The organism is Amycolatopsis balhimycina FH 1894, assembly GCF_000384295.1.
Classification (GTDB): Bacteria; Actinomycetota; Actinomycetes; order Mycobacteriales; family Pseudonocardiaceae; genus Amycolatopsis; species Amycolatopsis balhimycina.
The window spans coordinates 4,275,426-4,296,206 of the sequence record NZ_KB913037.1 but is presented as its reverse complement, the minus strand read 5'-3'; the positions used below and the strand labels follow the sequence as shown (position 1 = coordinate 4,296,206).

The 20,781-nt window shown below is 71.1% G+C and carries 19 protein-coding genes; 11 read left to right on the top strand and 8 right to left on the bottom strand.

Annotation, left to right across the window (positions count from 1 at the left end; all coding sequences use genetic code 11):
- Positions 1 to 62 precede the first annotated feature (62 nt).
- From A3CE_RS0118915 to A3CE_RS0118900, 4 genes are all read left to right on the top strand, one after another.
- Positions 63 to 2,729: an RICIN domain-containing protein gene (locus A3CE_RS0118915; RefSeq protein ID WP_020641677.1), complete on the top strand. Its 2,667-nt coding sequence runs from the start codon at positions 63 to 65 to the stop codon at positions 2,727 to 2,729.
- A 101-nt stretch (positions 2,730 to 2,830) separates the two neighbouring features.
- Complete coding sequence (locus A3CE_RS0118910; protein ID WP_020641676.1) at positions 2,831 to 3,361, top strand: SigE family RNA polymerase sigma factor; 531 nt, start codon at positions 2,831 to 2,833, stop codon at positions 3,359 to 3,361.
- Positions 3,358 to 4,152: a hypothetical protein gene (locus A3CE_RS0118905; protein ID WP_020641675.1), complete on the top strand. Its 795-nt coding sequence runs from the start codon at positions 3,358 to 3,360 to the stop codon at positions 4,150 to 4,152. Before A3CE_RS0118910 ends, A3CE_RS0118905 begins: the two co-directional genes overlap by 4 nt.
- 65 nt (positions 4,153 to 4,217) lie before the next feature.
- Positions 4,218 to 5,876 carry an AMP-binding protein gene (locus A3CE_RS0118900; protein ID WP_020641674.1) on the top strand — a complete coding sequence of 553 codons (1,659 nt, stop codon included), beginning with the start codon at positions 4,218 to 4,220 and terminating at the stop codon, positions 5,874 to 5,876.
- Between the two features lie 61 nt (positions 5,877 to 5,937).
- On the opposite strand, the gene A3CE_RS0118895 is transcribed toward A3CE_RS0118900, so the two are convergent.
- Together A3CE_RS0118895 and A3CE_RS0118890 are read right to left on the bottom strand one after the other, a co-directional pair.
- On the bottom strand, positions 5,938 to 6,906 hold the full coding sequence (locus A3CE_RS0118895) for a R2-like ligand-binding oxidase (protein WP_020641673.1): 969 nt from the start codon (positions 6,904 to 6,906) through the stop codon (positions 5,938 to 5,940).
- 21 nt (positions 6,907 to 6,927) lie between these two features.
- Positions 6,928 to 7,512 carry a TetR/AcrR family transcriptional regulator gene (locus A3CE_RS0118890; protein WP_020641672.1) on the bottom strand — a complete coding sequence of 195 codons (585 nt, stop codon included), beginning with the start codon at positions 7,510 to 7,512 and terminating at the stop codon, positions 6,928 to 6,930.
- A 95-nt stretch (positions 7,513 to 7,607) separates the two neighbouring features.
- Here A3CE_RS0118890 and A3CE_RS0118885 point away from each other — a divergent pair, with 95 nt between their 5' ends.
- On the top strand, positions 7,608 to 8,231 hold the full coding sequence (locus tag A3CE_RS0118885) for an HAD family hydrolase (RefSeq protein WP_020641671.1): 624 nt from the start codon (positions 7,608 to 7,610) through the stop codon (positions 8,229 to 8,231).
- On the opposite strand, the gene A3CE_RS0118880 is transcribed toward A3CE_RS0118885, so the two are convergent.
- Entirely contained in the window at positions 8,228 to 8,470 is a 243-nt protein-coding gene (locus A3CE_RS0118880; protein WP_020641670.1) for a hypothetical protein, read from the bottom strand. The genes A3CE_RS0118885 and A3CE_RS0118880 overlap by 4 nt on opposite strands.
- 131 nt (positions 8,471 to 8,601) lie before the next feature.
- On the opposite strand from A3CE_RS0118880, the gene A3CE_RS0118875 reads away from it, so the two are divergent.
- On the top strand, positions 8,602 to 8,988 hold the full coding sequence (locus tag A3CE_RS0118875) for a cold-shock protein (RefSeq protein ID WP_013230216.1): 387 nt from the start codon (positions 8,602 to 8,604) through the stop codon (positions 8,986 to 8,988).
- Between the two features lie 78 nt (positions 8,989 to 9,066).
- Here A3CE_RS0118875 and A3CE_RS0118870 read toward each other — a convergent pair whose 3' ends face one another.
- The 3 genes from A3CE_RS0118870 to A3CE_RS0118860 are packed head-to-tail and all read right to left on the bottom strand — an operon-like array spanning position 9,067 to position 12,258.
- Positions 9,067 to 9,543 (bottom strand): DUF2771 family protein, encoded by a 477-nt coding sequence (locus A3CE_RS0118870; RefSeq protein WP_026468640.1) that lies wholly within the window; start codon positions 9,541 to 9,543, stop codon positions 9,067 to 9,069.
- 10 nt (positions 9,544 to 9,553) lie between these two features.
- Positions 9,554 to 11,440, bottom strand: coding sequence for an MFS transporter (locus A3CE_RS0118865; protein ID WP_020641668.1), 1,887 nt, complete (start codon positions 11,438 to 11,440; stop codon positions 9,554 to 9,556).
- A gap of 50 nt (positions 11,441 to 11,490) precedes the next feature.
- Positions 11,491 to 12,258, bottom strand: coding sequence for a glutaminyl-peptide cyclotransferase (locus A3CE_RS0118860; protein ID WP_020641667.1), 768 nt, complete (start codon positions 12,256 to 12,258; stop codon positions 11,491 to 11,493).
- 51 nt (positions 12,259 to 12,309) lie between these two features.
- On the opposite strand from A3CE_RS0118860, the gene A3CE_RS59905 reads away from it, so the two are divergent.
- Both A3CE_RS59905 and A3CE_RS0118850 read left to right on the top strand, forming a co-directional pair.
- The gene (locus A3CE_RS59905; RefSeq protein WP_020641666.1) at positions 12,310 to 13,647 is read left to right on the top strand and encodes a DUF3027 domain-containing protein; all 1,338 of its coding nucleotides are present in this window, start codon (positions 12,310 to 12,312) and stop codon (positions 13,645 to 13,647) included.
- On the top strand, positions 13,628 to 16,447 hold the full coding sequence (locus A3CE_RS0118850) for a sacsin N-terminal ATP-binding-like domain-containing protein (protein ID WP_026468639.1): 2,820 nt from the start codon (positions 13,628 to 13,630) through the stop codon (positions 16,445 to 16,447). Before A3CE_RS59905 ends, A3CE_RS0118850 begins: the two co-directional genes overlap by 20 nt.
- Here the strand turns inward: A3CE_RS0118850 and A3CE_RS0118845 are convergent.
- The gene (locus tag A3CE_RS0118845; RefSeq protein WP_020641664.1) at positions 16,444 to 16,671 is read right to left on the bottom strand and encodes a DUF2530 domain-containing protein; all 228 of its coding nucleotides are present in this window, start codon (positions 16,669 to 16,671) and stop codon (positions 16,444 to 16,446) included. The two genes, A3CE_RS0118850 and A3CE_RS0118845, sit on opposite strands and share 4 nt — an antisense overlap.
- Positions 16,672 to 16,753: 82 nt before the next feature.
- On the opposite strand from A3CE_RS0118845, the gene A3CE_RS0118840 reads away from it, so the two are divergent.
- Positions 16,754 to 18,223, top strand: coding sequence for an NCS2 family permease (locus A3CE_RS0118840; protein WP_020641663.1), 1,470 nt, complete (start codon positions 16,754 to 16,756; stop codon positions 18,221 to 18,223).
- Here the strand turns inward: A3CE_RS0118840 and A3CE_RS0118835 are convergent, their stop codons facing one another.
- On the bottom strand, positions 18,224 to 18,781 hold the full coding sequence (locus tag A3CE_RS0118835; protein ID WP_020641662.1) for a hypothetical protein: 558 nt from the start codon (positions 18,779 to 18,781) through the stop codon (positions 18,224 to 18,226).
- 108 nt (positions 18,782 to 18,889) lie between these two features.
- Between A3CE_RS0118835 and A3CE_RS0118830 the strand changes: the two genes are divergently transcribed.
- Positions 18,890 to 19,321, top strand: coding sequence for a MarR family winged helix-turn-helix transcriptional regulator (locus tag A3CE_RS0118830; RefSeq protein WP_020641661.1), 432 nt, complete (start codon positions 18,890 to 18,892; stop codon positions 19,319 to 19,321).
- A 113-nt stretch (positions 19,322 to 19,434) separates the two neighbouring features.
- On the top strand, positions 19,435 to 20,691 hold the full coding sequence (locus tag A3CE_RS0118825; protein WP_020641660.1) for an MFS transporter: 1,257 nt from the start codon (positions 19,435 to 19,437) through the stop codon (positions 20,689 to 20,691).
- Positions 20,692 to 20,781 lie beyond the last annotated feature (90 nt).

The window sequence follows — 20,781 nt, the reverse complement described above, 5'->3', positions numbered from 1 at the left end:
GAAACCTTTTCGGGAGCAGCGGCAACTTGGGGGCAGAACCGAGGACGTCAAGGAGAGCTGCGATGAGTGAGACCGGGTCCGCCGGGCTGCGGAAACGCCGACGCTGGGTGGTGATCGCCTTGGCGCTGGCCGTGCCGGCGCTGGTCGTTCCGTACCTGTTGCTGGCGCGCGGCGAGCCGGAGGAGGTGGCGGTGGACACCGCCGCCTACTACCAGTTCGTCTCCGTGCGCAGCGGTAACGCGCTGGACGTGGCCGGCGCGGATCACGCGGACGGCGTCCGGATCCAGGAGGAGAAGCGCGCCGCCGGTGCCGCCAGCCAGCAGTGGCAGGTACAGCTCGTCGACGGCGGCTTCTGCCGGCTGGTCAACCACAACAGCGGGAAGGTACTGGGGGTACGGAAAGCGACCGGGCCTGCCGCTCTCGAGCAGCAGTCGGACACCGGCGCCGCGAACCAGCAGTGGAAGCTCACCGAGGCCGGCCAAGGTGCGGTGAAGATCGTCTCGCGCGGCAGCGGCCTGGTTCTCGGCGTGAACAACGGCGGCGACGCCGCGGTCGTCCCGTCCGCCGACCGCGGCGGCACCGACCAGCAGTGGACGCTGGCGAAGACGGACACCCCCGCCAAGCCCTCGGCGCCCACGAGGCCCGTCGTGACCCAGCCGTCCACCAGCGCGTCCGCCCCGCCGCCGGCGACGTCGGCCGGTTCGGGCGATTACGCCTGGCGCAACGTCCAGATCGCCGGTGGCGGCTTCGTCACCGGCTTCGTCTTCAACCCGAGCCGCAAGGGCCTGCTGTACGCGCGTACCGACATGGGTGGCGCGTACCGCTGGGACGGCGGTGCCGGCCAATGGGTCCCGCTGACGGACTGGGCCGCGGACTGGAACCTGTACGGCATCGAGAGCGTGGCGACCGATCCGGTCGACCCCGATCGCCTGTACCTCGCGACCGGCACGTACACCAACGACTGGGCAGGCAACGGCGCGATCCTGCGCTCCACCGACCAGGGTAAGACGTTCCAGCGCACCGACCTGCCGTTCAAACTGGGCAGCAACGAGGACGGCCGCTCCATGGGCGAACGGCTCGCGATCGACCCCGCCGACCACCGGACGCTGTACCTGGGCACCCGCAAGAACGGGCTGTGGCGCAGCACCGACTACGGCACGACGTGGAACCAGGTCCCCGGTTTCCCCGTCACCGACGGCGCGAGCAGTGGCGTCGGCCTGTCCTTCGTGACCTTCGGCCCGGCCGGCAGCAAGACGATCTACGTCGGTGCCGCCGACAGGAACACCTCGCTGTACCGCTCCACCGACGGCGGCTCCAGCTGGCAGGCCGTGCCCGGCCAGCCGACCGGGCAGTTGCCGCAGCACGGCGTCCTGTCCGGTGACGGTTCGCTGTACGTGACCTACACCGACTCCCCCGGTCCTAATGGCGTGAAAGCCGGTTCGGTGCGGAAGTACACGCCGGCCGGTGGGGCCTGGAAGGACGTCTCGCCGATCCCCGGCGACGGGTTCGGCTTCGGCGGGCTGGCGGTGGACCCGCAGCACCCGGCCACGGTGATGGTCACCACCCTCGACCGCTGGTGGCCGTCGGACGAGCTGTACCGCTCCACCGACGGCGGCTCCACCTGGAAGGCGCTGGGTGCCACGTCCGTCCGGGACGCCTCCGCCGCACCGTACGTCGGCACCGGCATCGGCCACTGGATGGGCGCGCTGGCCCTCGACCCCTTCGACTCGGGGCACGTCATCTACGGCACCGGATCGGGTCTGTGGGCGAGCGACGACGTGACCGCGGCGGATCGTGGCGGCGCCACGCACTGGACGGTCCCCGCCAAGGGGCTGGAGGAGACCGCGGTGCTCGGCCTGGTCGCGCCGCCCGGCGGCAAGCTGGTCAGCGCACTCGGCGACGTCGGCGGATTCCGCCACGACGACCTGGACAAGGTCCCGGCCGGGGCGTCGTCCGGACCGCGCTTCAGCAACACCACCGGCATCGACTTCGCCCAGGCCAAGCCGGACGTCGTCGTCCGCGTCGGCTACAGCGACCAGGCGCGCGGTGCCTACTCCACGGACGGCGGTGCCACCTGGCGGCCGTTCTCCGGGACTCCGGTGAGCGCCGCGGGCGGCGGCAGCGTGGCGATCTCGGCTGACGGCGGCACGGTGGTGTGGACCGCGGCGGGCCAGGTGCCCGCCGTCTCCACCGACCGCGGCGCGACCTGGACGGCGTCCGCCGGCCTGCCCAAGGGCACGGCGGTGGTGGCCGACCGCTCCGCCGCGGGCACCTTCTACGCGCTCAGCGGGGACACGTTGTTCGCCAGCACCGACGGCGGCCGGAGCTTCGCCGCTCGCGCCGGCGGTCTTCCCGGCGGGCATCTCGAGGCGGTCCCGGGCGTCGCCGGGGATCTGTGGATCGCGGACGGCGGGGGGCTCTGGCACTCCACCGACGGCGGCGCGGGTTTCCGCAGGCTGGGTGGTGTCCAGGCGGCGGGCGCCGTCGGCTTCGGCAAGTCCGCCCCCGGGGCGAGCTATCCGGCGCTCTACCTCGTCGGCACGGTGAACGGCGTCACCGGGATCTTCCGCTCCACCGACGGCGGCGGCGCCTGGAAGCGGATCAACGACGACCGGCACCAGTTCGGCGGGGGTGCCGGCTCCGGCGTCATCACCGGTGACCCGGAGGTCTACGGGCGGGTCTACGTCGGCACGAACGGCCGCGGCGTGCTGTACGGCGAGCCCGCCTGACCCGCGCCGGGCCGGCGTTCGCGCCGGCCCGGCCGCGGGTCGCCACTGGTAGGTTGCCGCCTTGGACGGGGGCATGAGCAGGAAGAGGGCAGCCGGGACACATGCTCCTCGATGACACGTCGGCGGAGTTCCACGACTTCTTCGAACGGCACTACGCCGGGCTGGCCCGTTTCTCGTTCCTGCTGACCGGCGAGACGGACGCGGCCGACGACCTCGCCGCCGACGCTCTGATCGCCCTGTGGCAGCGCTGGGACCGGCTGCGCGAGGCCGAGCACCCGCTGGCGTACGCCCGCGGGGTGGTCGCGAACCTCGCACGGGAACGGGTCCGCAGCGTGACGCGCGAGCGCCGCCGGATCGCCCTGTTCTGGTCGCCGGGTTCGCAGCAGGAGCGGAGTCCCGACGTGGCCGCCGTGGTGGACGTGCGGGCGGCCCTGGGCAGATTGCCCTTCGGGAAGCGGGCCTGCGTCATCCTCAGGCACGCCTTCGACCTGTCGGAGAAGGACACCGCGCGGGCGCTGGGCATCTCGGTCGGCGCGGTGAAGAGCCAGACCTCGAAGGGACTGGCCGAGCTGGAACGTCTGCTCGGCGGGCAAGCGGCCGGAGACCTGGCGGCGGAGAGGAGGAGCCGGTGAACGAGGAGATCGGCAGGCGGCTGCGCGAGGCCGCCGAGGCACACCAGCCCGACCGCGACCGGATGCTGGCCCGCGTGCACCGCGGCATGGCCGGCACTGACGCTCCGCGGCGGCGGCCGGGCATCGCGCGGTCATGGCCCAAGGTGGTGCTGGCCGGCTCCGCCGCGGCCGGCATCCTGGCCGTCGCCGGTCTCGCCGTCGCCGGAAGCGTGCAGACCGCTCCGGCGCACCCGGACGGCGAGACCACGCTCAGCGTCCCGAGCCCGAGTACTACGCCCTCCTCGCGCCCCACCGGCGGTTCGGCACCGCCGCCCGCGACGGGGCATCCGGGCCGGACGACCACTGCCCGGCCGTCGCCGGGCAGCCCGAGCCCGGCCGCACCGGCCGGCAGCCGGGTCTCGGACGGGCCGCTGTCGGCGCAGGGCTCCGTCGATCCGCACAGCACCGTGTACTGGGCGCAGAGCGCCCTCACCCTCGACGTCGCCCAGCCGCTGACCGCGCTCACGGTGGAAGTGCGCATCGCGCAGACCGGTGGCGTGCAGAGCACCGGCCAGTGGCAGACCGGGCCCGCCGACGACTTCGCCGTCACCGCGCAGGAGAGCGACGGCGCGGTGGTCTACCGCTGGGAGCTCAAGCCGGGCAGGACCGTGCCGGCCGGGGAGCACCTCTTCGCCGCGCAGTACAACCACGCCGCCGGTATGCGCGACCCCGATCCCGACAGCTACGACGTGAAAGCAACGTCCGCCGCCGGCTCGTACGCGCTTCAAGGCCGCTTCAGCCGAGCGAAGTGAGGTCGCCATGAGCGGGTTCGCTTCCTAGACTCGGGAGGCCCGACGAAGACGTCCGAGGAGCCACCATGCCTGACGCGCCCGCCCTGCCGAGTTACGCATCGGGGATCTCGGAGGTCCCGCTGCTCGGGGACACCATCGGCGACAACTTCGACCGGACGGTGGCCGCGTTCGGGGACCGGGACGCGCTGGTGGACCGGGCCGCCGGCGGGCGGTGGACCTACCGGGAACTGGCGGGCGAGGTGACCGCGCTCGCGCTCGGGCTGGTCGCGCGGGGCATCGGGAAGGGCGACCGGGTGGGGATCTGGTCGCCGAACCGGGCGGAGTGGACCTTCCTCCAGTACGCGACGGCGAAGATCGGCGCGATCCTCGTCAACATCAACCCCGCCTACCGGTCGCACGAGCTCGAGTACGTGCTCGACCAGGCCGGGATCCGGCTGCTGGTGGCGTCGGACAAGTTCAAGACGTCCGACTACCCCGCGATGGTCGAAGAAGTGCGCGAGAAGTGCGCGCGGCTGGAGCACGTCGTGGTGCTCGGCGGCGAGAGCTGGCAGGAACTGATGGACGCCGGCCGGCGCGGGGACCCGGCTCAGCTGGCGCACCTGCGGGCCGGCCTGTCGGCCGACGATCCGATCAACATCCAGTACACCTCCGGGACCACGGGCTTCCCCAAGGGCGCCACGCTGAGCCACCACAACATCCTCAACAACGGCTACTTCGTCGGCGAACTGTGCAACTACACCGAAGAAGACAAGGTGTGCATCCCGGTGCCCTTCTACCACTGCTTCGGCATGGTGATGGGCAACCTGGCGTGCACCAGCCACGGCGCGTGCATGGTCATCCCGGCCCCGGCGTTCGACCCCCGCGCGACGCTCGAAGCCGTCGCGGCCGAGCGGTGCACGTCGCTCTACGGCGTGCCGACGATGTTCATCGCCGAGCTCAACCACCCGGACTTCGGCGAGTTCGACCTGTCGTCGCTGCGCACCGGGATCATGGCGGGCTCGCCGTGCCCGGTCGAGGTGATGAAGCAGGTCATCGACCGGATGGGAATGGCGGAGGTGTCCATCTGCTACGGCATGACCGAGACGTCTCCGGTGTCGACGCAGACCCGCGCCGACGACTCGATCGAGCGTCGCGTGTCGACGGTCGGGCGGGTCGGGCCGCACCTGGAGGTCAAGGTCGTCGACCCCGAATCCGGCCTGACGGTCCCGCGCGGCGAGCCGGGCGAGCTGTGCACGCGCGGGTACTCGGTGATGCTCGGGTACTGGGAACAACCGGACAAGACGGCCGAAGCGATCGACGCGGCCCGCTGGATGCACACCGGCGACCTGGCGGTCATGGACGGCGACGGTTACGTCAACATCACCGGCCGCATCAAGGACATGGTCATCCGCGGCGGCGAGAACCTCTACCCCCGCGAGATCGAGGAGTTCCTCTACACCCACCCGGACGTCCTCGACGCGCAGGTCATCGGCGTCCCCGACGAGAAGTACGGCGAAGAGCTGATGGCCTGGGTCCGGATGCGGGAAGGCGCTTCGCCGTTGACCGCGGAGAAGGTGCGCGAGTTCTGCAGCGGCAAGCTGGCGCACTACAAGATCCCGCGGTACGTCCACGTCGTCGACGAGTTCCCGATGACGGTGACCGGCAAGGTCCGCAAGGTCGAGATGCGCGAGAAGTCGATCACCCTGCTCGGCCTGGAAACGGCGGCCGCGACCAAGCACGCCTGAAGTCCGTGAATGGCACATTGAGGGACTTAGAGTCCCTCAATGTGCCATTCACGGACTTGTGTCAGGCGACCGCGGCGGCGGCTTCCGCGATCGCCTTGGCGTCTTCCTCGCCGAACGTCTCCTCGAGGTGCTCGGGCGAGTAGTCCAGGTCGATCTGCTCCACCGGCATCCCGCGCGCCGACTCGATCGCGCCCAGGCGGCGCTGCGCCCGGTCCGCCGCGTACTGGATGATCTCCTGCGGGTCGTTGTCGAACGGCAGTTCCTCGAACTGGTCCTGCACCCACTGGATCATGTTGAGCGCGTGCGGCAGCAGTTCGCCCATCCGCTGCTGCACCGCGTCCCACAGGGAGTCGTCCGCGGCGACGTGCCGCCGGCAGGTGAACGTGCCCCAGGCCATGTGACGGCGCTCGTCGTCGCCGATGCGGCGGACCAGTTCCTGCATGCCCGGCAGGATGTCGTGCTGGGTGCAGATCAGCTGCCACGAGTAGTAGCCGGTCAGCGCGAGGCTGCCCTCGATGACGTGGTTGTACGTCACGCTCGCGCGGATCTGGTTGAGCGGGCTGGGATCGTCCTCCAGCGCCCGCAGCGACTGCGGGAGCTCTTCGTAGAACAGCTTGCGGTAGTGCGGGTTCTCGGCGACGTACGGATGGAGGTCCTGAGTCAGCCCGACCGCGTCCATCCAGCGCCGGAACACCTCCGTGTGCTTGGCTTCCTCGAAGCAGAACTGCGTCAGGTACATCTCGTCGCCGAACCGGCCGGTCGCCGACATCGCCCGCATGAACGGCTGGATGTCCTCGGTGACGGCCTCTTCGCCGGCGATGAACTGCGCGACCAGGTACGTCGTGCTTCGCTGCTGCTCGGGGTTGAGCGTTTCCCAGCCCTCGCGTTCGCGGCTGAAGTCGATGTCGGCCGGGTTCCAGAACTTCTTGTTGCCTTTGACGAACAGCCGCAGCGGGAAGGAGTCCCAGTTCAGCCCGCCCTTGCGCAGCGAGGAAAAACCGGTCCGGAGTTCGGGCAGCGTGTCGGTCATCGTGTCACTCCGATTGACGATTCAGTGGACGAATTGGCGGATGGCGGGTGCCAGCACCGCGGTGACGGCGTCGGCCGCTTCGGCTGCCGAGTGCGTGGAGAGCACCAGGTGCGACAGGGAGAGGCGCACGGCGGTCTCCGCGAGCAGCGCGGCTGCCTCGGCGGGCAGCCCGGGTTCGAACTCGCGGTACTGCTCGGCGGCGAGGTCGGTGGCCGCGGTGAGGATCGGCTCGCCCTTGGTCGTGAGCAGCGGCAGCAGGTCCTCGGCGACTTCGGTGCCGAGCGCCGCCGCGACCAGGCGGTTCTCCCGCGCGTGCTCGATCGTGTAGACGACGGCGTGGTGGATGCCCGCCAGGAGCCCGTCCGCCGTCTGGAACCGCTGCCGGATCCCGTCGAGGAACTCCGACGCGGTGCGCAGCGCCACCGCCTGGGTCAGCGCCGCCTTGTTCCCGAATTCGTTGTAGACAGTCTGCCTGCTCACCCCGGCCCTGGCCGCGACGTCGGCCATCCGCAGGCCCGCGTGACCCCGGTCCGGCAGCAGGTCCGCGGCGGCGTCGAGCAGGGCTTCCCGGAGGGACGCCTTGGTCCGGTCAGTGAAGCTGGTCACACCTTCACCTTGACACAGTTAGCCTGGCTGTCAAGGCGCTGTACATGATCGGTTTGCGTGTAAACCTGTCGGTGGTGACGGCTAACGTGTCGGTTGTGGGCATCACGGTGGGGTTCGACCTCGACATGACACTGATCGACGCGCGGCCGGGCATGGCCGCGGCGATGAACGCGCTCGGCGTCGAATCCGGCTTACCGCTGGACGGAGACGCGTTCGCGGCCAACCTCGGCCCACCGCTCGACGACATCCTGCGCGGCTTCGAAGCGCCCGAGGAACGCATCCCCGGCCTCGTCGACCGGTTCCGCGCTCTGTACCCGGACATGGTCGTGCCGAGCACGGTCGCGCTGCCGGGCGCGGTCGAGTCACTCCGCGCGGTGCGGGCCGCGGGCGGCCGCACGCTGGTCGTCACCGGGAAGTACGGGCCCAACGCGCAGCTGCACGTGGACGCGCTCGGGCTGGAGGTCGACGAAGTCGTCGGCGAGCTGTGGTCGACGCAAAAGGCCGAAGCGCTTCTGGCGCACGACGCGCGTGTGTATGTCGGAGATCACGCCGGTGACATCCGGGGCGCGCTCGCCGCCGGGGCGATCGCGGTCGGCGTCACCACCGGGCCGTGTGACCGCACACTCCTGCTGAGCGAAGGCGCCGAAGTGGTGTTCGACTCGCTGACGGAGTTCCCGGAATGGTTCGAGCGGACGTTCGCGGGGAGCGCGGTGCCCTAGCCCTCTTTTTTGGCTCGCGCTTCGAAGACCAGCGCGAGCAAGCCCAGCAGCAGGCCCAGCGGCGTGACGACGCCGGCGGCGACGGACAGCCAGATCGGCAGGTTCTCCAGGCCGGCGGCGAACATGATGAACACCGCCAGCACGGCGATCATGCCGAGGGCGAACAACCCGATGCCGACGCGCATCAGGAACGGTTTGCCGGGAGCGGCCACGCCGGCCTCCTTCGTCGTGGTCTTCATGACGCAAGAGGGTATCCGCCGGTATCGACTTCTCCCCAGGGCCTGTGGCGAGATACCCTTTCAGGAGCGCGCCCTGGGTACGCCCCGGGCGCGTTCGTCGTGAGCGGACAGCAGAAGGACTGGTGAGGGAAGTGCCGACCGGCAAGGTCAAGTGGTACGACGCGGAGAAGGGGTTCGGGTTCGTCACGCAGGACGGTGGCGCCGACGTCTACATTCGCAAGGCCGCGCTGCCGCAGGGCGTCGAGGGGCTCAAGGCCGGACAGCGGCTGGAGTTCGGCGTCGCCGACGGCCGCCGCGGGCCGCAAGCGCTCTCCGTCCGGTTGCTCGACCCGCCACCGTCCGTCGCCGAGGCGCGCCGTCGCCCGGCCGAAGAGCTGCACGGCCTGATCGAGGACATGATCAAGCTGCTCGAGCTGAAGGTGCAGCCGGACCTGCGGCGCAATCGCTACCCGGACCGCAAGCACACCAAGCAGATCGCCGAGATCATGCGCGCGGTCGCCCGGGACATCGACCCCTAGGCCGGCGGGATCTCGTCGACGAGCCGGACCCGGACCCGCTCCCGGCCGCGGCTGCCCCACGTCCGGGCGATCCGGTGGCTAAGCCTCGAGCCGGAGACCCCAGACGTCGCTGGGCAGCAGGCCGGACTCGCCGGTGTCCGCGTTGAGCACCGCCGTGTACTTCTGCACGTCCACCGCCGAGATGCGGTCGGCGGGCGTCGGCGGTGTGACCGTGTAGGCGTAGCGGTCCAGCGAGGTGAACGGGATCGGGTCGCTCTGCTTGAACTCGCCCTGCGGGGTCACGTACTCGTAGACGATCTGCCACGGCGCGTCCGCGACCTCGCCGGGCACCGAGATCTGCACCGGCTTGCCCGGGCGGACCTTCAGCGTCTGCGTCGTGCCCTTCGCGCTGCACGGCTGGGAGAGCTTCTGCGAGTAGTCGCACGTGAGCACGGGCGTCGTGTTGATCGTGTGGCCGTCGGCGTAGAAAGTGACCTCGGCCGGGCCGGGTGCCGAGCAGCCGGCCACCGCGAACCCACCGGCCGCAAGCAGGGCCACCACCCGGGAACGTCGCATGGGCCGGAGCCTACCGGCGGGGTGCCGCGTCCCTGGGCAGGCCCTGGGCCGGGAAGCTGCCGGTCGGCTCGGGGCGCAGTGGCCGGTCGCCGCCGAGGCCCGGCACGAGCGAGCCGCCGCGGCGCACCAGGTACGTCTGCGCGCACCCGACGGCCAGCAGGATCGTGATCACCAGGAAGCCGATCCAGTACGTCGGCGGCAGCAGCAGGCCGACCGCTCCGCCGAGGCACCAGGCGAGCTGCAGCACGGTTTCCGAGCGGCCGAACGCGGACGCGCGCGACTCCTCGGGCAGGTCCTCCTGGATGACGGCGTCGAGGCTGATCTTCGCCAGCGCGCTGGCGGTGGCGCCGATCAGGCCGACGATCGCGGCCGTGGCGAGGCCGGGCAGCACGGTCGCGACCAGCGCGGCCAGCACACAGCCCGCCACGCACCCGACGATCACCTGGTCGGGGTTGCCGAAGTGCAGGCGCGAGCCCAGCGCGTTCCCGAGGAACCCGCCGGCGCCCGCCGCGACACCGATCACGCCGAGCAACAGCAGCTGCATGAACGGCGTCTGCCCGCTGCCCTCGGTCTGCGCCTTGACGGCGAACGCGGCGAACATCATGAGGAACCCGGTGAGCACGCGCACCGAGCCGTTGCCCCACAGCGCGACGACGATGTGGCGGCCCATCGGCTGGCGCCGCTTCTTCTCCGTCGGGTGGGCCCAGAGCGACGTCGGGACTTCGCCCTCGGTCGCCTCCACCCAGGCCGGGATCCGCATCGACTGCACGGCGGCGGCGACGCAGATCAGCGCCGTGAACCACAGCGCGCCCGCCGAGCCGGAGATGGCGTTGATGCCGCTGGCCAGCGCGCCGAACACGCCCGCGGCGACCAGGCCGAACGTGGTCAGCCGGGCGTTCGTCTTGGAGAGCGTGATCTCCGACGGCAGCACCCGGGGTGTCACCGCCGCCTTGAGCACGGTGAACGACTTCGACAGCACCATCATCCCGAGCGCGGCCGGGTAGAGCAGCCAGTCGTCGAAGTGCAGCGCCATCACGACGGCCATCAGCCCCTGGCCGATCGAAGACGCGCACATCGCCAGCCGCCTGCCGCGCTGCACCTTGTCGAGCGCGGGCCCGATCACGGGCGCGACCAGCGCGAACGGCGCGATCGTGATGAGCAGGTAGAGCGCCACCTTGCCCTTGCTCTCGCCGCTGGTCGCGGCGAAGAAGAGGGTGTTGGCCAGCGCGATCGCCATCGCCGCGTCGCTGGCGTAGTTCAGCATCACGGCGTAGGTCAGCGAGGTGAGGCCGGACTTCTCGGCGCCGTCGGCCTTCGTCGCGCGCTGGAAGGCGCCGACGGCCTGGCCGGTCAGCTGACGGCTGCGCATCGCGGCGACCCGAGTGACGGTGATCTTCTTCGGCATCTTCGGCGTGCCGCCCGGCGTCCGCGGTTCCTCCCGCGGCGGCTCGGGCTCCGGCGGACGCGGCTCGCCCGCGTAGCCGCCGGTGTCGTAGTGCTCGTATTCGCCGCTGCCGGGATGACGTTCGCCCTGGTAGAAGCCGGGCTGCTCCCGGCGGACGGGCTCGGTGCGGTGCGGGTCGTACGGCCGTGCCCCGCGCGGTGGCGGCGGACGGTGCCCCCGCGGCACGGCGGCGGTCGGTGCCTCGTTCGCGTTCGGCACGCGCTGCCCGGCGTCCTCGCGGTAGCCACCGCGTGGGACCGGCCGTTCGACGCGGGTCGGGGGTGGCGCGCTGTGGTGCTCGACGCGGGTGTGCTCGGCGCGCGGTGGCGCGGCCGCCTCCCGCCACGGCTTGGCCGTGGCCGCACCGGGCTCCGGGGTCCAGCGCCGCTTGGCCTTCCGGCCGCGCGGCTGACCCGGCGGAGTGCCGTCGGAGCGGGAGCCGAAGAGTGCCACGTCTCAATCCTGCCTTACCGGGGGCCGGTTCCGCCTGCTCATCCGTGCTTTCACGCCGGTACCGGGACAAACCTCACCCGGAACGTGACCGGCCACTGCTTCCCCGTGAGGAGGAATTCGCCGGTTCCGGGGATCGCGGCGATACCGTTGAGCACGTCTTCGGAGCCCGTCGCGTTCACTTGGGCACGCAGCTGACCAGCGTCGATGGTGCCGGTGACGTGTCCGGTGGCGGCGTCGACGCGCAGGATGGTGTCGGTGTGCCAAACGTTTGCGTAGACGTCGCCGCCGACGCACTCGAGTTCGTTGAGCTGGTCGCGGCCGACGTCGACGCCGCCGGTGACGGCGAAGGTCTTCGGGTCGCGGAAGGTGAGCCGCGAGGAGCCGTTGCTCATCACCAGCCGTCCGTCGGCCTGGTGGCACAGCCCCCAGCCTTCGCCCTGGTAGGGGACGCGGCGGAGCTCGGCGAGGGTCTTCGAGTCGCGTTCGATGGCGAAGCCGTCTTGCCAGGTGAGCTGCCAGAGCGTCGGCCCGAGCACGGTGACGCCTTCGCCGAAGACGGGCGAGGGCAGGGTGGCCTTCGTCGCCGGCGGGCCGCCGGCGGGGCCCGCGGTGAGTGTCGACTGGCCGGCGAGCCCGGTGCTTTCGTAGAGGGTGCCGCCGGCGAATTCGAGGCCTTCGGTGAACGCGGCGGGGTCGTGCGGCAGGGTCGAGAGCACCTGGACGGTGAGGCGTTCGGGGCCTGGTTCCTGCGCGGGTGCCCCGGCGCAGCCGCCGAGCGAGGCGGCCAGCAGCAGCGAGGTGATGATCGGCGTGCGCACGTTGAACAGCCTGGCACGGGCGCCGCGGATGCGTGCGGCACAATTGGCCGCATGACTCTGCTGCTGACCCTGGACGACGGTTCCGTGCAGCGCAAACTCGCCGACGCGGTGGAGTTCGCGCGAGCCGCGGTGCTGGAGGACGCACCCGAGGAGCAGCTCGGCGCACACGTGGGGGTCTCCCGCGAGGATGCGGTCACGGCGAGTCACCTGTTCGAGGCTCAGGTGCCCGGCTACGGCGGCTGGCGCTGGTCGGTGACGGTCGCGCTGGCGGGCGACGACGAGCCGGTGACGGTCAGTGAGGTCATGCTGGTGCCCGGCCCGGACGCGCTGGTCGCCCCGCCGTGGGTGCCGTGGGAGCGCCGCGTGCGCGCGGGCGACCTGGGTGTCGGCGACATCTTCCCGACGGACGAGAACGACCCCCGCCTGGCCCCGGCGTACCTCCAGTCGGACGACCCGGCGGTGGAGGAGGTGGCACACGACACCGGCCTCGGCCGCGTCCACGTGTTGTCCCGCTTCGGCCGCACGGACGCGGCGACGCGCTGGCACGGCGGCGAGTTCGGACCGCGCTCGGACATGGCGCGCAGCGCGCCGGACGTGTGCGGGACGTGCGGGTTCTTCGTGCAGCTGGCGGGTTCGCTGCGCGGGATGTTCGGGGTGTGCACCAACGATATCGCCCCGGCGGACGGCCACGTGGTGGCCGTGGAGTACGGCTGCGGCGCGCACTCGGAGGTCGAGGTCGAGCTGACCTCCTCGGTCCCGGTGGCGGAGCTGGTCTACGACGATTCGCTGCTGGACTTCACCCCGGCGCCGGGGGTGGTGGAGACGGCGGCGGCCGAGCCGGAGACGGGAGTCGCGGAGTCTGACGTCTCGCCGGCCGAGGAGGAGCCGGAGATCGAGGCGGCGGAGGCTGATGTGGTCGCCGAGCCGGAGTCGGCGGCGGTGACCGAGCAGGCCGAGCCGGTGGTGGTTGCTGAGCCGGCGGCGGAGGAAGTACAGGCTGAGCCGGTGGCGCCTGAGGCTGCTGAGCCGGCAGATCTGGTGGCCGAGCCGCAGGCGGCGGAGGCCGATGTGGCTGCTGAGCCGGTGGCGGTTGAGGTTGCCGAGCCGGCGGAGGCGGTTGCTGAGCCGGCGGTGGAGGAAGTACAGGCTGAGCCGGTTGCCGCCGAGCCGGTTGCGGCGCCGGAGCCTGCGCAGGACGAGTCGGCCGGGGTGGTTGCCGAGCCGCAGGCGGTGGAGGCCGATGTGGTCGCCGAGCCGGTTGTGGCCGAAGTGCCCGAGCCCGCGGAAGCGGAGCCGACTCAGGCCGAGGTGACCGATGCCGAGCCCACCCCGACCGACGAGGCGCAAGCCCACGTTGACGAAGTGACCGGTGACCAGCGCAACGCCTGAGCCGTCCGTGGCCGATCCCTTCGGCACCGCGCGGCTCCGTGAAACCACCCTGCGCGCCTGGCAGGACTCGCCCACCCGGCTCACCGAGGACACCAACGTCGAGCGCGACCTGCGCGTCGGCGCCTATCGGGACCGGCTCTTCGTCGAACTCGCGCAGAATGCCGCCGATGCCGCCATGGCCGGTGGGGTGCCCGGACGCGTTCGGGTGTCCCTTGTGGACTCCGAACTCAGGTTCGCCAACACCGGCATTCCGCTCGATGCGCGTGGTGTCGCGTCGCTCGCTTCGCTGCGGGCTTCCGGCAAGACCGGTGAGACCGTCGGGCGGTTCGGGGTCGGGTTCGCCGCCGTGCGGACCGTTTCCGATGAACCTCGCGTCGTCTCCGTCACCGGTGGTGTCGCCTTTTCCGCCGAGCGCACCCGGCAAGCCGCGGGCATCGACGGGGACGTCCCCGTCCTGCGGCTTCCGTGGCCCGTGCCCGCCGACGTGCCGCCCGGCTTCGACACCGAAGTCCGGCTGCCGCTGCGGGACGGCGTCGACGGGCAAGTCCTTCTCGACGAACTCGCGCACGACGTCGCCGATCTCCTTCTCGCCCTTCCGTGGCTGGGTGAAGTCGACGTCGACGGTCGCGTGTGGACACGGACGTCCGACGGGAACGTCGTCGAAATCCGGGGCCCGCGAACGGAAACCCGCTGGCTGACCCACCGTGGCGACGTCGTGTGGGCGGTCCCGGTCGGCGCCGACGGTACGCCGGAACCGCTCGAAGAGGACGTCCTGCACGCGCCGACCCCCACCGACGACGGGCTTTCGCTGCCCGCCCGGCTGCTCGCTTCCGTGCCCGTCGAACCTTCGCGCCGCCGTGCGCTGCCCGGGCCCGACTTGGCGAAAGCACTTGAAGAGGCCGCGAAGGAGTACGTCGGGCTCGTCCGGCTGCTGCCGCCGGAGCACCGGTTCGCGCTCGTGCCCGTGCCGGGGTTTCCGAAGTCCACTGTGGACGCGAAGCTGCGGGAAGAAGTGCTGGCCGGGCTCAGTGCCGAGCCGTGGTTGTCCACTCAGGACGGAAAGGAGGTCGCGGGGCGCCAGGCGAAGGTGCTCGATGTCGACGTCCCCGGCCTGCCCGGACTTCTCGTCGACCTCATTCCCGGGCTGCTCAAAGGCGCCGCGCCCGCGCAAGCGCTGAAAGCCGTCGCGGTGCAGGTGATCGGCATCGAAGAGGTGCTGGATACGCTCACCGGGGTCACTCGCGACCCGGGCTGGTGGCGGGATGTCTACGCGGCTCTGACGATCGCCGTCGAGTCGCACGCGCTCGCCGCGGAACGGCTCGACGGGCTTCCTGTCCCGCTGTCGGACGGCCGGACGCTGCCGGGTGCCCGGGGGTGCCTGCTCGTCGAAGGCTCGGCCGAGCTGCTCGATCTTCTGTCCGATGTGGACATTCCGGGACTGCGGCTGGTGCACCCCGCCGCGTCGCACCCGCTGCTGGAACGCTTGGGCGCCAAGCAGGCCGACGCTCGCGAGCTGCTCAACGCCGACCAGCTGCGTGACGCCGTCGAGCGCAGTGTCGAGGACGTCCGGTCCGGATTGGACGGTACGACGCTCGCCGGCGCGGTGCTGCGGCTGATCGCCGACTGCGGGGACGACGCTCCGGGCTGGGTCGGCGCGCTCGCCCTCCCCGGCACCGACACCTGGCGCCGCGCCGACGAACTCGTCCTGCCGGCGTCGCCGTTGCTGGACATCTTCGACGAAGAGGTCTTCGAGGAAGACGGCGCGATGGACGTCCTCGACGAGGACTTCGCCGGGGACTGGCCACAAAGCACACTCGAAGCAGCCGGGGTGCTCGACTCGTTCGCGCTCGTCGTCGACGACGAACCGCACGAGCCCGACCACGACCTGCCCGACGAGGAAACCTGGTGGGACTCGCGGCCGGAGCCGCCGTCGACGCTCGTCGCCATTCGTGACCTGGATCTCGTCGCCGACGACGCCTGGCCCGCGGCGCTGCGCCTGCTCGCCGCGCGACCCGAGAACTGGCACGCCCTGCGCGCCCCCCGAGGCCATGCGGCCTGGTGGATCGCCCAGTACGCCGTGCTCGGCGGCCTCGCTCCGAACGAATGGCACCTGCCCGGCGCCGATCTGGCCGGCCTCTACGACGAGGTCCCCGACCTCGGCCTGAGTGCAGAGCTGCTCGAGGTCGCCGGAGTCCGGACCGACCTCGCCTTGTCCACAGTGGAGGAAGCAGGCGACCTCCTCGGCCGGCTCGCCGACCCGGAACGCACGGTCTCGCCCGGACTGACGACGCGCGCTTACGACGCTGTCGTCGATTCCGGGTTCGAGCCGCGTGCGCCGCGCGCCGTCCGGGCCGCGGACGGGTCCGTTGTGGACGACGCGCTGGTCCTCGACGTGCCGTGGGTCGCGGGTGCGCTGGAACCGGCGGAGTACGTGGTGGCCCCCGAGGACCCGGAGCGGCTCGCGGACCTGCTCGACCTGCCGCTCGCGAGCACCGAACCCGCCGAGGTGGCCACCGAGGGCGAGTACGCGCCCTGGGCCGAGCTGCCCGCGCTGAAGCTCGTCGCGGACCAGCTCGGCATCCGGCTGCCCGAGGGCGGTGTCCTGGTACACGACCCGCTCACCGTGCGGATCCACGGCGCCGAACACGACGTCCAGTGGTGGTCCGACGACCGGCTGCACGCGGCCGACACGTCGGAAGGCCTGGCGCGCGCTTTCGCCTGGGCGGCCGGGCGCTGGCCCGACCGGCACCTGATCGCGGCGCTGCTCGACGATCCCTCGCCGAGGACCCTCCTGGGTTAGAGGCGCTGGGCCGACTTCGACCCGCGGCGGGCGGCCGCGCGCTGCCAGCCGATGATCGCCAGGCCGACGAAGCCGAGCGCGAAACCGGACAGCGCCGTCTGCACCCACAGCCCCGAAGTCGTGAAGAAGAGCACCACCAGCGCGACAGCCCAGACCGAGGTGCCTACGATCACCACCGGTGTCAGGTCGGTCAGCCCCTTGGGCAGCTCCGGCGTGTGCCGCAACGAGCCCGTAACCTCCGGTGGATTGATCGGTTCACTCACGTGGTGAAGGCTACTCCGCAGCAGCGACAGAATGGGCAGGCGAATGGCGGAGCAGGAGACGACCCGCACGGGGACGTCCACACTGGACCGGTTCTTCAAGATCACCGAGCGGGGTTCGACCGTGCCGCGCGAGCTGCGCGGCGGACTGGTCACCTTCGTCACGATGGCCTACATCGTGGTGCTGAACCCGCTGATCATCGGCAGCTTCTCGGCCGACGACGCCGGTGCGCACAAGGACGTCCTCGGCGGCATCCTCCCGGTGCCGCAGGTCGCCGCCGTGACCGCGCTCGTCGCCGGCGTCATGACCATCCTCATGGGCCTGATCGCGAACTACCCGTTCGCCATCGCGACCGGCCTGGGCATCAACAGCCTGGTCGCGGTCACCATCGCCCCGCAGATGACCTGGCCCGAGGCGATGGGCCTGGTGGTCATCGAGGGCGTGATCATCGTGCTGCTCGTGCTCACCGGGTTCCGCACCGCGGTGTTCCGGGCCGTGCCGGCCGCGCTGAAGTCCGCGATCGCCGTCGGGATCGGCGTGTTCATCTGCCTGATCGGCCTGGTCGACGCCGGGTTCGTGCGCCGGCTGCCGGACGCCGCGCACACCACCGTCCCGGTGGGCCTCGGCATCAACGGCTCGATCGCGTCCTGGCCGACCGCGGTGTTCGTCGTCGGCCTGCTCGTCACCGGCATCCTGGTCGCCCGCAAGGTCAAGGGCGCCATCCTGATCGGCGTGCTGGCGTCGACCGTGCTGGCCGTCGTCGTCGAGGCGATCGTCAAGGCCGGGCCGTCGCAGGGCACCAACCCGAAGGGCTGGAACCTCGGCTACCCGGCGCTGCCGGACCAGGTGCTCGGCCTGCCGAACCTCTCGCTCGTCGGCGACGTCTCGTTCGGCGCCTGGACGCGGCTGCCGATCATCACCGTCTGCCTGCTGGTGTTCACGCTGGTCCTGGCCGACTTCTTCGACGCCATGGGCACCATGACCGGCCTCGCCAAGGAGGCCGACCTGCTCCCGAAGGACGGCCAGCTGCCCAACGTCGGCAAGGCGCTGTTCGTCGAGGGCCTCGCGGGCGCGGCCGGCGGGTTCGGCTCGGCCAGCTCGAACACGGTGTTCGTCGAGTCGGCGGCGGGCATCGCCGAGGGCGCGCGGACCGGCCTGGCGAACATCGTCACCGGCCTGCTGTTCATCGCCGCGATGTTCCTGACCCCGCTGTACCAGGTCGTGCCGGTCGAGGCGGCCGCGCCCGCGCTGGTCGTCGTGGGCGCGATGCTGATGTCGCAGGTCCGCGAGATCGACTTCACCGACTTCTCGATCGCGCTGCCGGCGTTCCTGACCATCGTCGTCATGCCGTTCACGTACTCGATCGCGAACGGCATCGGCGCCGGTTTCGTCAGCTACGTCGTGATCCGCGCGGCCACCGGCAAGGCCCGCCAGGTGCACCCGCTGATGTGGGTGATCGCGCTGGCCTTCATCGCCTACTTCGCGGTCGGGCCGATCCAGGCGGCGTTCCGCTGATCAGCCGGCGTCCTCGACGTGCAGCGCCGCGTCGAGGACGCCCCGGTTGCGGTCGAACTCGGCGGGCGGCGCCTCGAAGCGGATCGTGACGAGGCTGTCGCCCGCGCCGAGCCCGACCACGGCGGCCCGGGTGGGGATGCCCTCGCGCAGGTACGTGTAGTCCCACTCCGCCGCGTCTTCGAACCCCTCGACGTGGACGGGCTTGACGTCCGACGGATCGTGGTGGGCCTTCGCGGCGATGGCCGCCAAGCCGCTTCGCGGGTCTTCCTGCTCGATCGGCACGCGGTCGGTCTCCAGCAGGAGCTCGCCGTGGCGGTAGGTCGCGCGGTCCTTGTCTTGCGTCACGGCCCAGTCCGCCGGGACCGGGATCTCGATCGCCCAGCCGCGGCCACCCGCCACGTCCGGGAACCGGTACGTCTGGAGCTTTCCTTCGATCACCGGCGGCGGCGACGGCGACGGCGTGGCCGCCGGTGCCTCGTCGCCGCCCCAGAACTGCGCCGCCACGAGGGCCACGACCGCCGCGCCGACCACGGCGGCGCCCACCAGTTTCTTGTTCATCCCGCTCCCCGAAGCTCTGTCCTCTGGAGGGGACGTGCGGGGGTATTCCAGGTTGCCGGTTGAGGGAGATCACCGTGCGGCCGAAGTTTCGTAAGGTATGCTAACTATATGTCCGGCGACACGCACGAGCGCTCCTTGGCGAGCCGTCTGCGTCTCGCGGTGGTCCGGCTCAACCGCCGGCTGCGGGCACAGCGCGTCGGGGACGACCTCACGCTGACGCAGGTCGCCGCGCTGTCCACCCTGCACAAGTGCGGTGCGCTGACCCCGGGTCAGCTCGCCGCGAAGGAAGGCGTCCAGCCACCCTCGATGACGAGGGTGATCGCCGCGCTCGAGGAGATGGGTTTCGTCGAGCGGCGCCCGCACCCGACCGATGGCAGGCAAGCCATCGTCGAGTTGTCCGAGAGCGGGCTGGCCTACGTCCGGAAGGCCATTTCCGTTCGGGAGGCGTGGCTGGACCGGCAATTGGCGGAACTCGGCGACGAAGAGCGTGAAGTGCTCTCGAAAGCCGCCGAAATCATAGACAGGATGGCGGGGAACTAACCACGGTGACGGCTACGGGTAGCGAAACAAAACGTTCGACCGAGACCACTGCTACCCGGGACACGGCCCCACCGCCGTCCGCTTCACCACCATCCCCTTCCAAGCGCGGCAGCATGTTCGCGTCGCTGCGGGTCCGCAACTACCGGCTGTTCTTCACCGGCCAGGTCATCTCGAACATCGGCACCTGGATGCAGCGCATCGCCCAGGACTGGCTGGTGTTCACCCTCAGCGGCAACAACCCCATCGCCCTCGGTGTCGCGGTCGCGCTGCAGTTCACGCCGACGTTGTTCCTCTCGCTGTGGGCCGGCGTCCTCGCCGACCGCGTCGACAAGCGGCGGCTGCTCACCTGGATCCAGGTGGCGGCGTGTTCGCAGGCCGCGATCCTCGGCGTCCTCGACATCACCGGGCTCGTGGCGCTGTGGCAGGTCTACGTCCTGTGCTTCACACTCGGCATCACGGCGTCGCTCGAAGTGCCGACCCGGCAGTCGTTCGTCGCCGAAATGGTCGGCCGGGACCAGATCGCGAACGCCGTCGCGCTGAACTCGTCGATCTTCAACATGGCCCGGATCGTCGGCCCGGCGATCGCCGGGTTCGCCATCACCTGGATCGGCACCGGCTGGCTGTTCATCGCGAACGCGCTCAGCACGGTCGCGGTGATCACCGGGCTGGTCCTGATGAACCCGGACAAGCTGTTCCGCGTCGCGGCGGTGCCGCGAGAGAAGGGCCAGCTGGCCGAGGGCCTGCGGTACGTCCGGCGGCGGCCGGACCTGATGACGGTGATGGTGCTGGTGCTGTTCGTCAGCACGTTCGGCATCACGTACTTCAGCTCGCTCCCGATCGTCGCGGCGAACGTCTTCCACACCGCGGCCGACGGCTACGGCCTGCTGTCGACACTGGTCGCGGTGGGCACGTTCACCGGCGCGGTGATGTCGGCCCGCCGCGGGACGAAGGGCAGGCCGCGGGTCCGGCTGATGCTGGTGTCGGCCTTCTTCCTCGGCGTGTTCGAGCTGCTCACGGCCTTCATGCCGACGTACCTGACGTTCGGCCTCGGCCTGATCCCGCTCGGCTTCGCCACGATGACGTTCCTCAACACGGCGAACGCGCTGGTGCAGACGTCGGTCAGCCCCGAGATGCGTGGCCGGGTGATGGGCCTGTACGTGCTCGTGCTGATCGGCGGCAACCCGATCGGCGGCCCGATGGTGGGGTGGATGGCACAGGCGTTCGGGGGGCGGTCGCCGTTCTACATCGGCGGGGCGGTTTCGGCGCTGGCCGCGGTCGTGTGTGCGGTCGTGCTGATCCGGCGGGGTGGCGTGTCGTGGCCGGTGCGGCGCGGGCTCGGGCTTCGGGTGCTGAAGCGTTCGAAGGTCTGATGGTGATCTTGGCTGGGCGCGGTATAGTGATCTGGCACCCGCCACTAGGCGGGCGAAGTGGACCCGGCAGCCTTCCGGACGGTGGGCGGG

Excerpts from the sequence above, each read along its gene's own strand:
- A3CE_RS0118915 (WP_020641677.1), top strand. The coding sequence starts at position 63 with ATGAGTGAGACCGGGTCCGCCGGGCTGCGGAAACGCCGACGCTGGGTG.
- A3CE_RS0118910 (WP_020641676.1), top strand. The coding sequence starts at position 2,831 with ATGCTCCTCGATGACACGTCGGCGGAGTTCCACGACTTCTTCGAACGG.
- A3CE_RS0118900 (WP_020641674.1), top strand. The coding sequence starts at position 4,218 with ATGCCTGACGCGCCCGCCCTGCCGAGTTACGCATCGGGGATCTCGGAG.
- A3CE_RS0118895 (WP_020641673.1), bottom strand. The coding sequence starts at position 6,906 with ATGACCGACACGCTGCCCGAACTCCGGACCGGTTTTTCCTCGCTGCGC.
- A3CE_RS0118880 (WP_020641670.1), bottom strand. The coding sequence starts at position 8,470 with ATGAAGACCACGACGAAGGAGGCCGGCGTGGCCGCTCCCGGCAAACCG.
- A3CE_RS0118870 (WP_026468640.1), bottom strand. The coding sequence starts at position 9,543 with ATGCGACGTTCCCGGGTGGTGGCCCTGCTTGCGGCCGGTGGGTTCGCG.
- A3CE_RS59905 (WP_020641666.1), top strand. The coding sequence starts at position 12,310 with ATGACTCTGCTGCTGACCCTGGACGACGGTTCCGTGCAGCGCAAACTC.
- A3CE_RS0118840 (WP_020641663.1), top strand. The coding sequence starts at position 16,754 with ATGGCGGAGCAGGAGACGACCCGCACGGGGACGTCCACACTGGACCGG.
- A3CE_RS0118835 (WP_020641662.1), bottom strand. The coding sequence starts at position 18,781 with ATGAACAAGAAACTGGTGGGCGCCGCCGTGGTCGGCGCGGCGGTCGTG.
- A3CE_RS0118830 (WP_020641661.1), top strand. The coding sequence starts at position 18,890 with ATGTCCGGCGACACGCACGAGCGCTCCTTGGCGAGCCGTCTGCGTCTC.
- A3CE_RS0118825 (WP_020641660.1), top strand. The coding sequence starts at position 19,435 with ATGTTCGCGTCGCTGCGGGTCCGCAACTACCGGCTGTTCTTCACCGGC.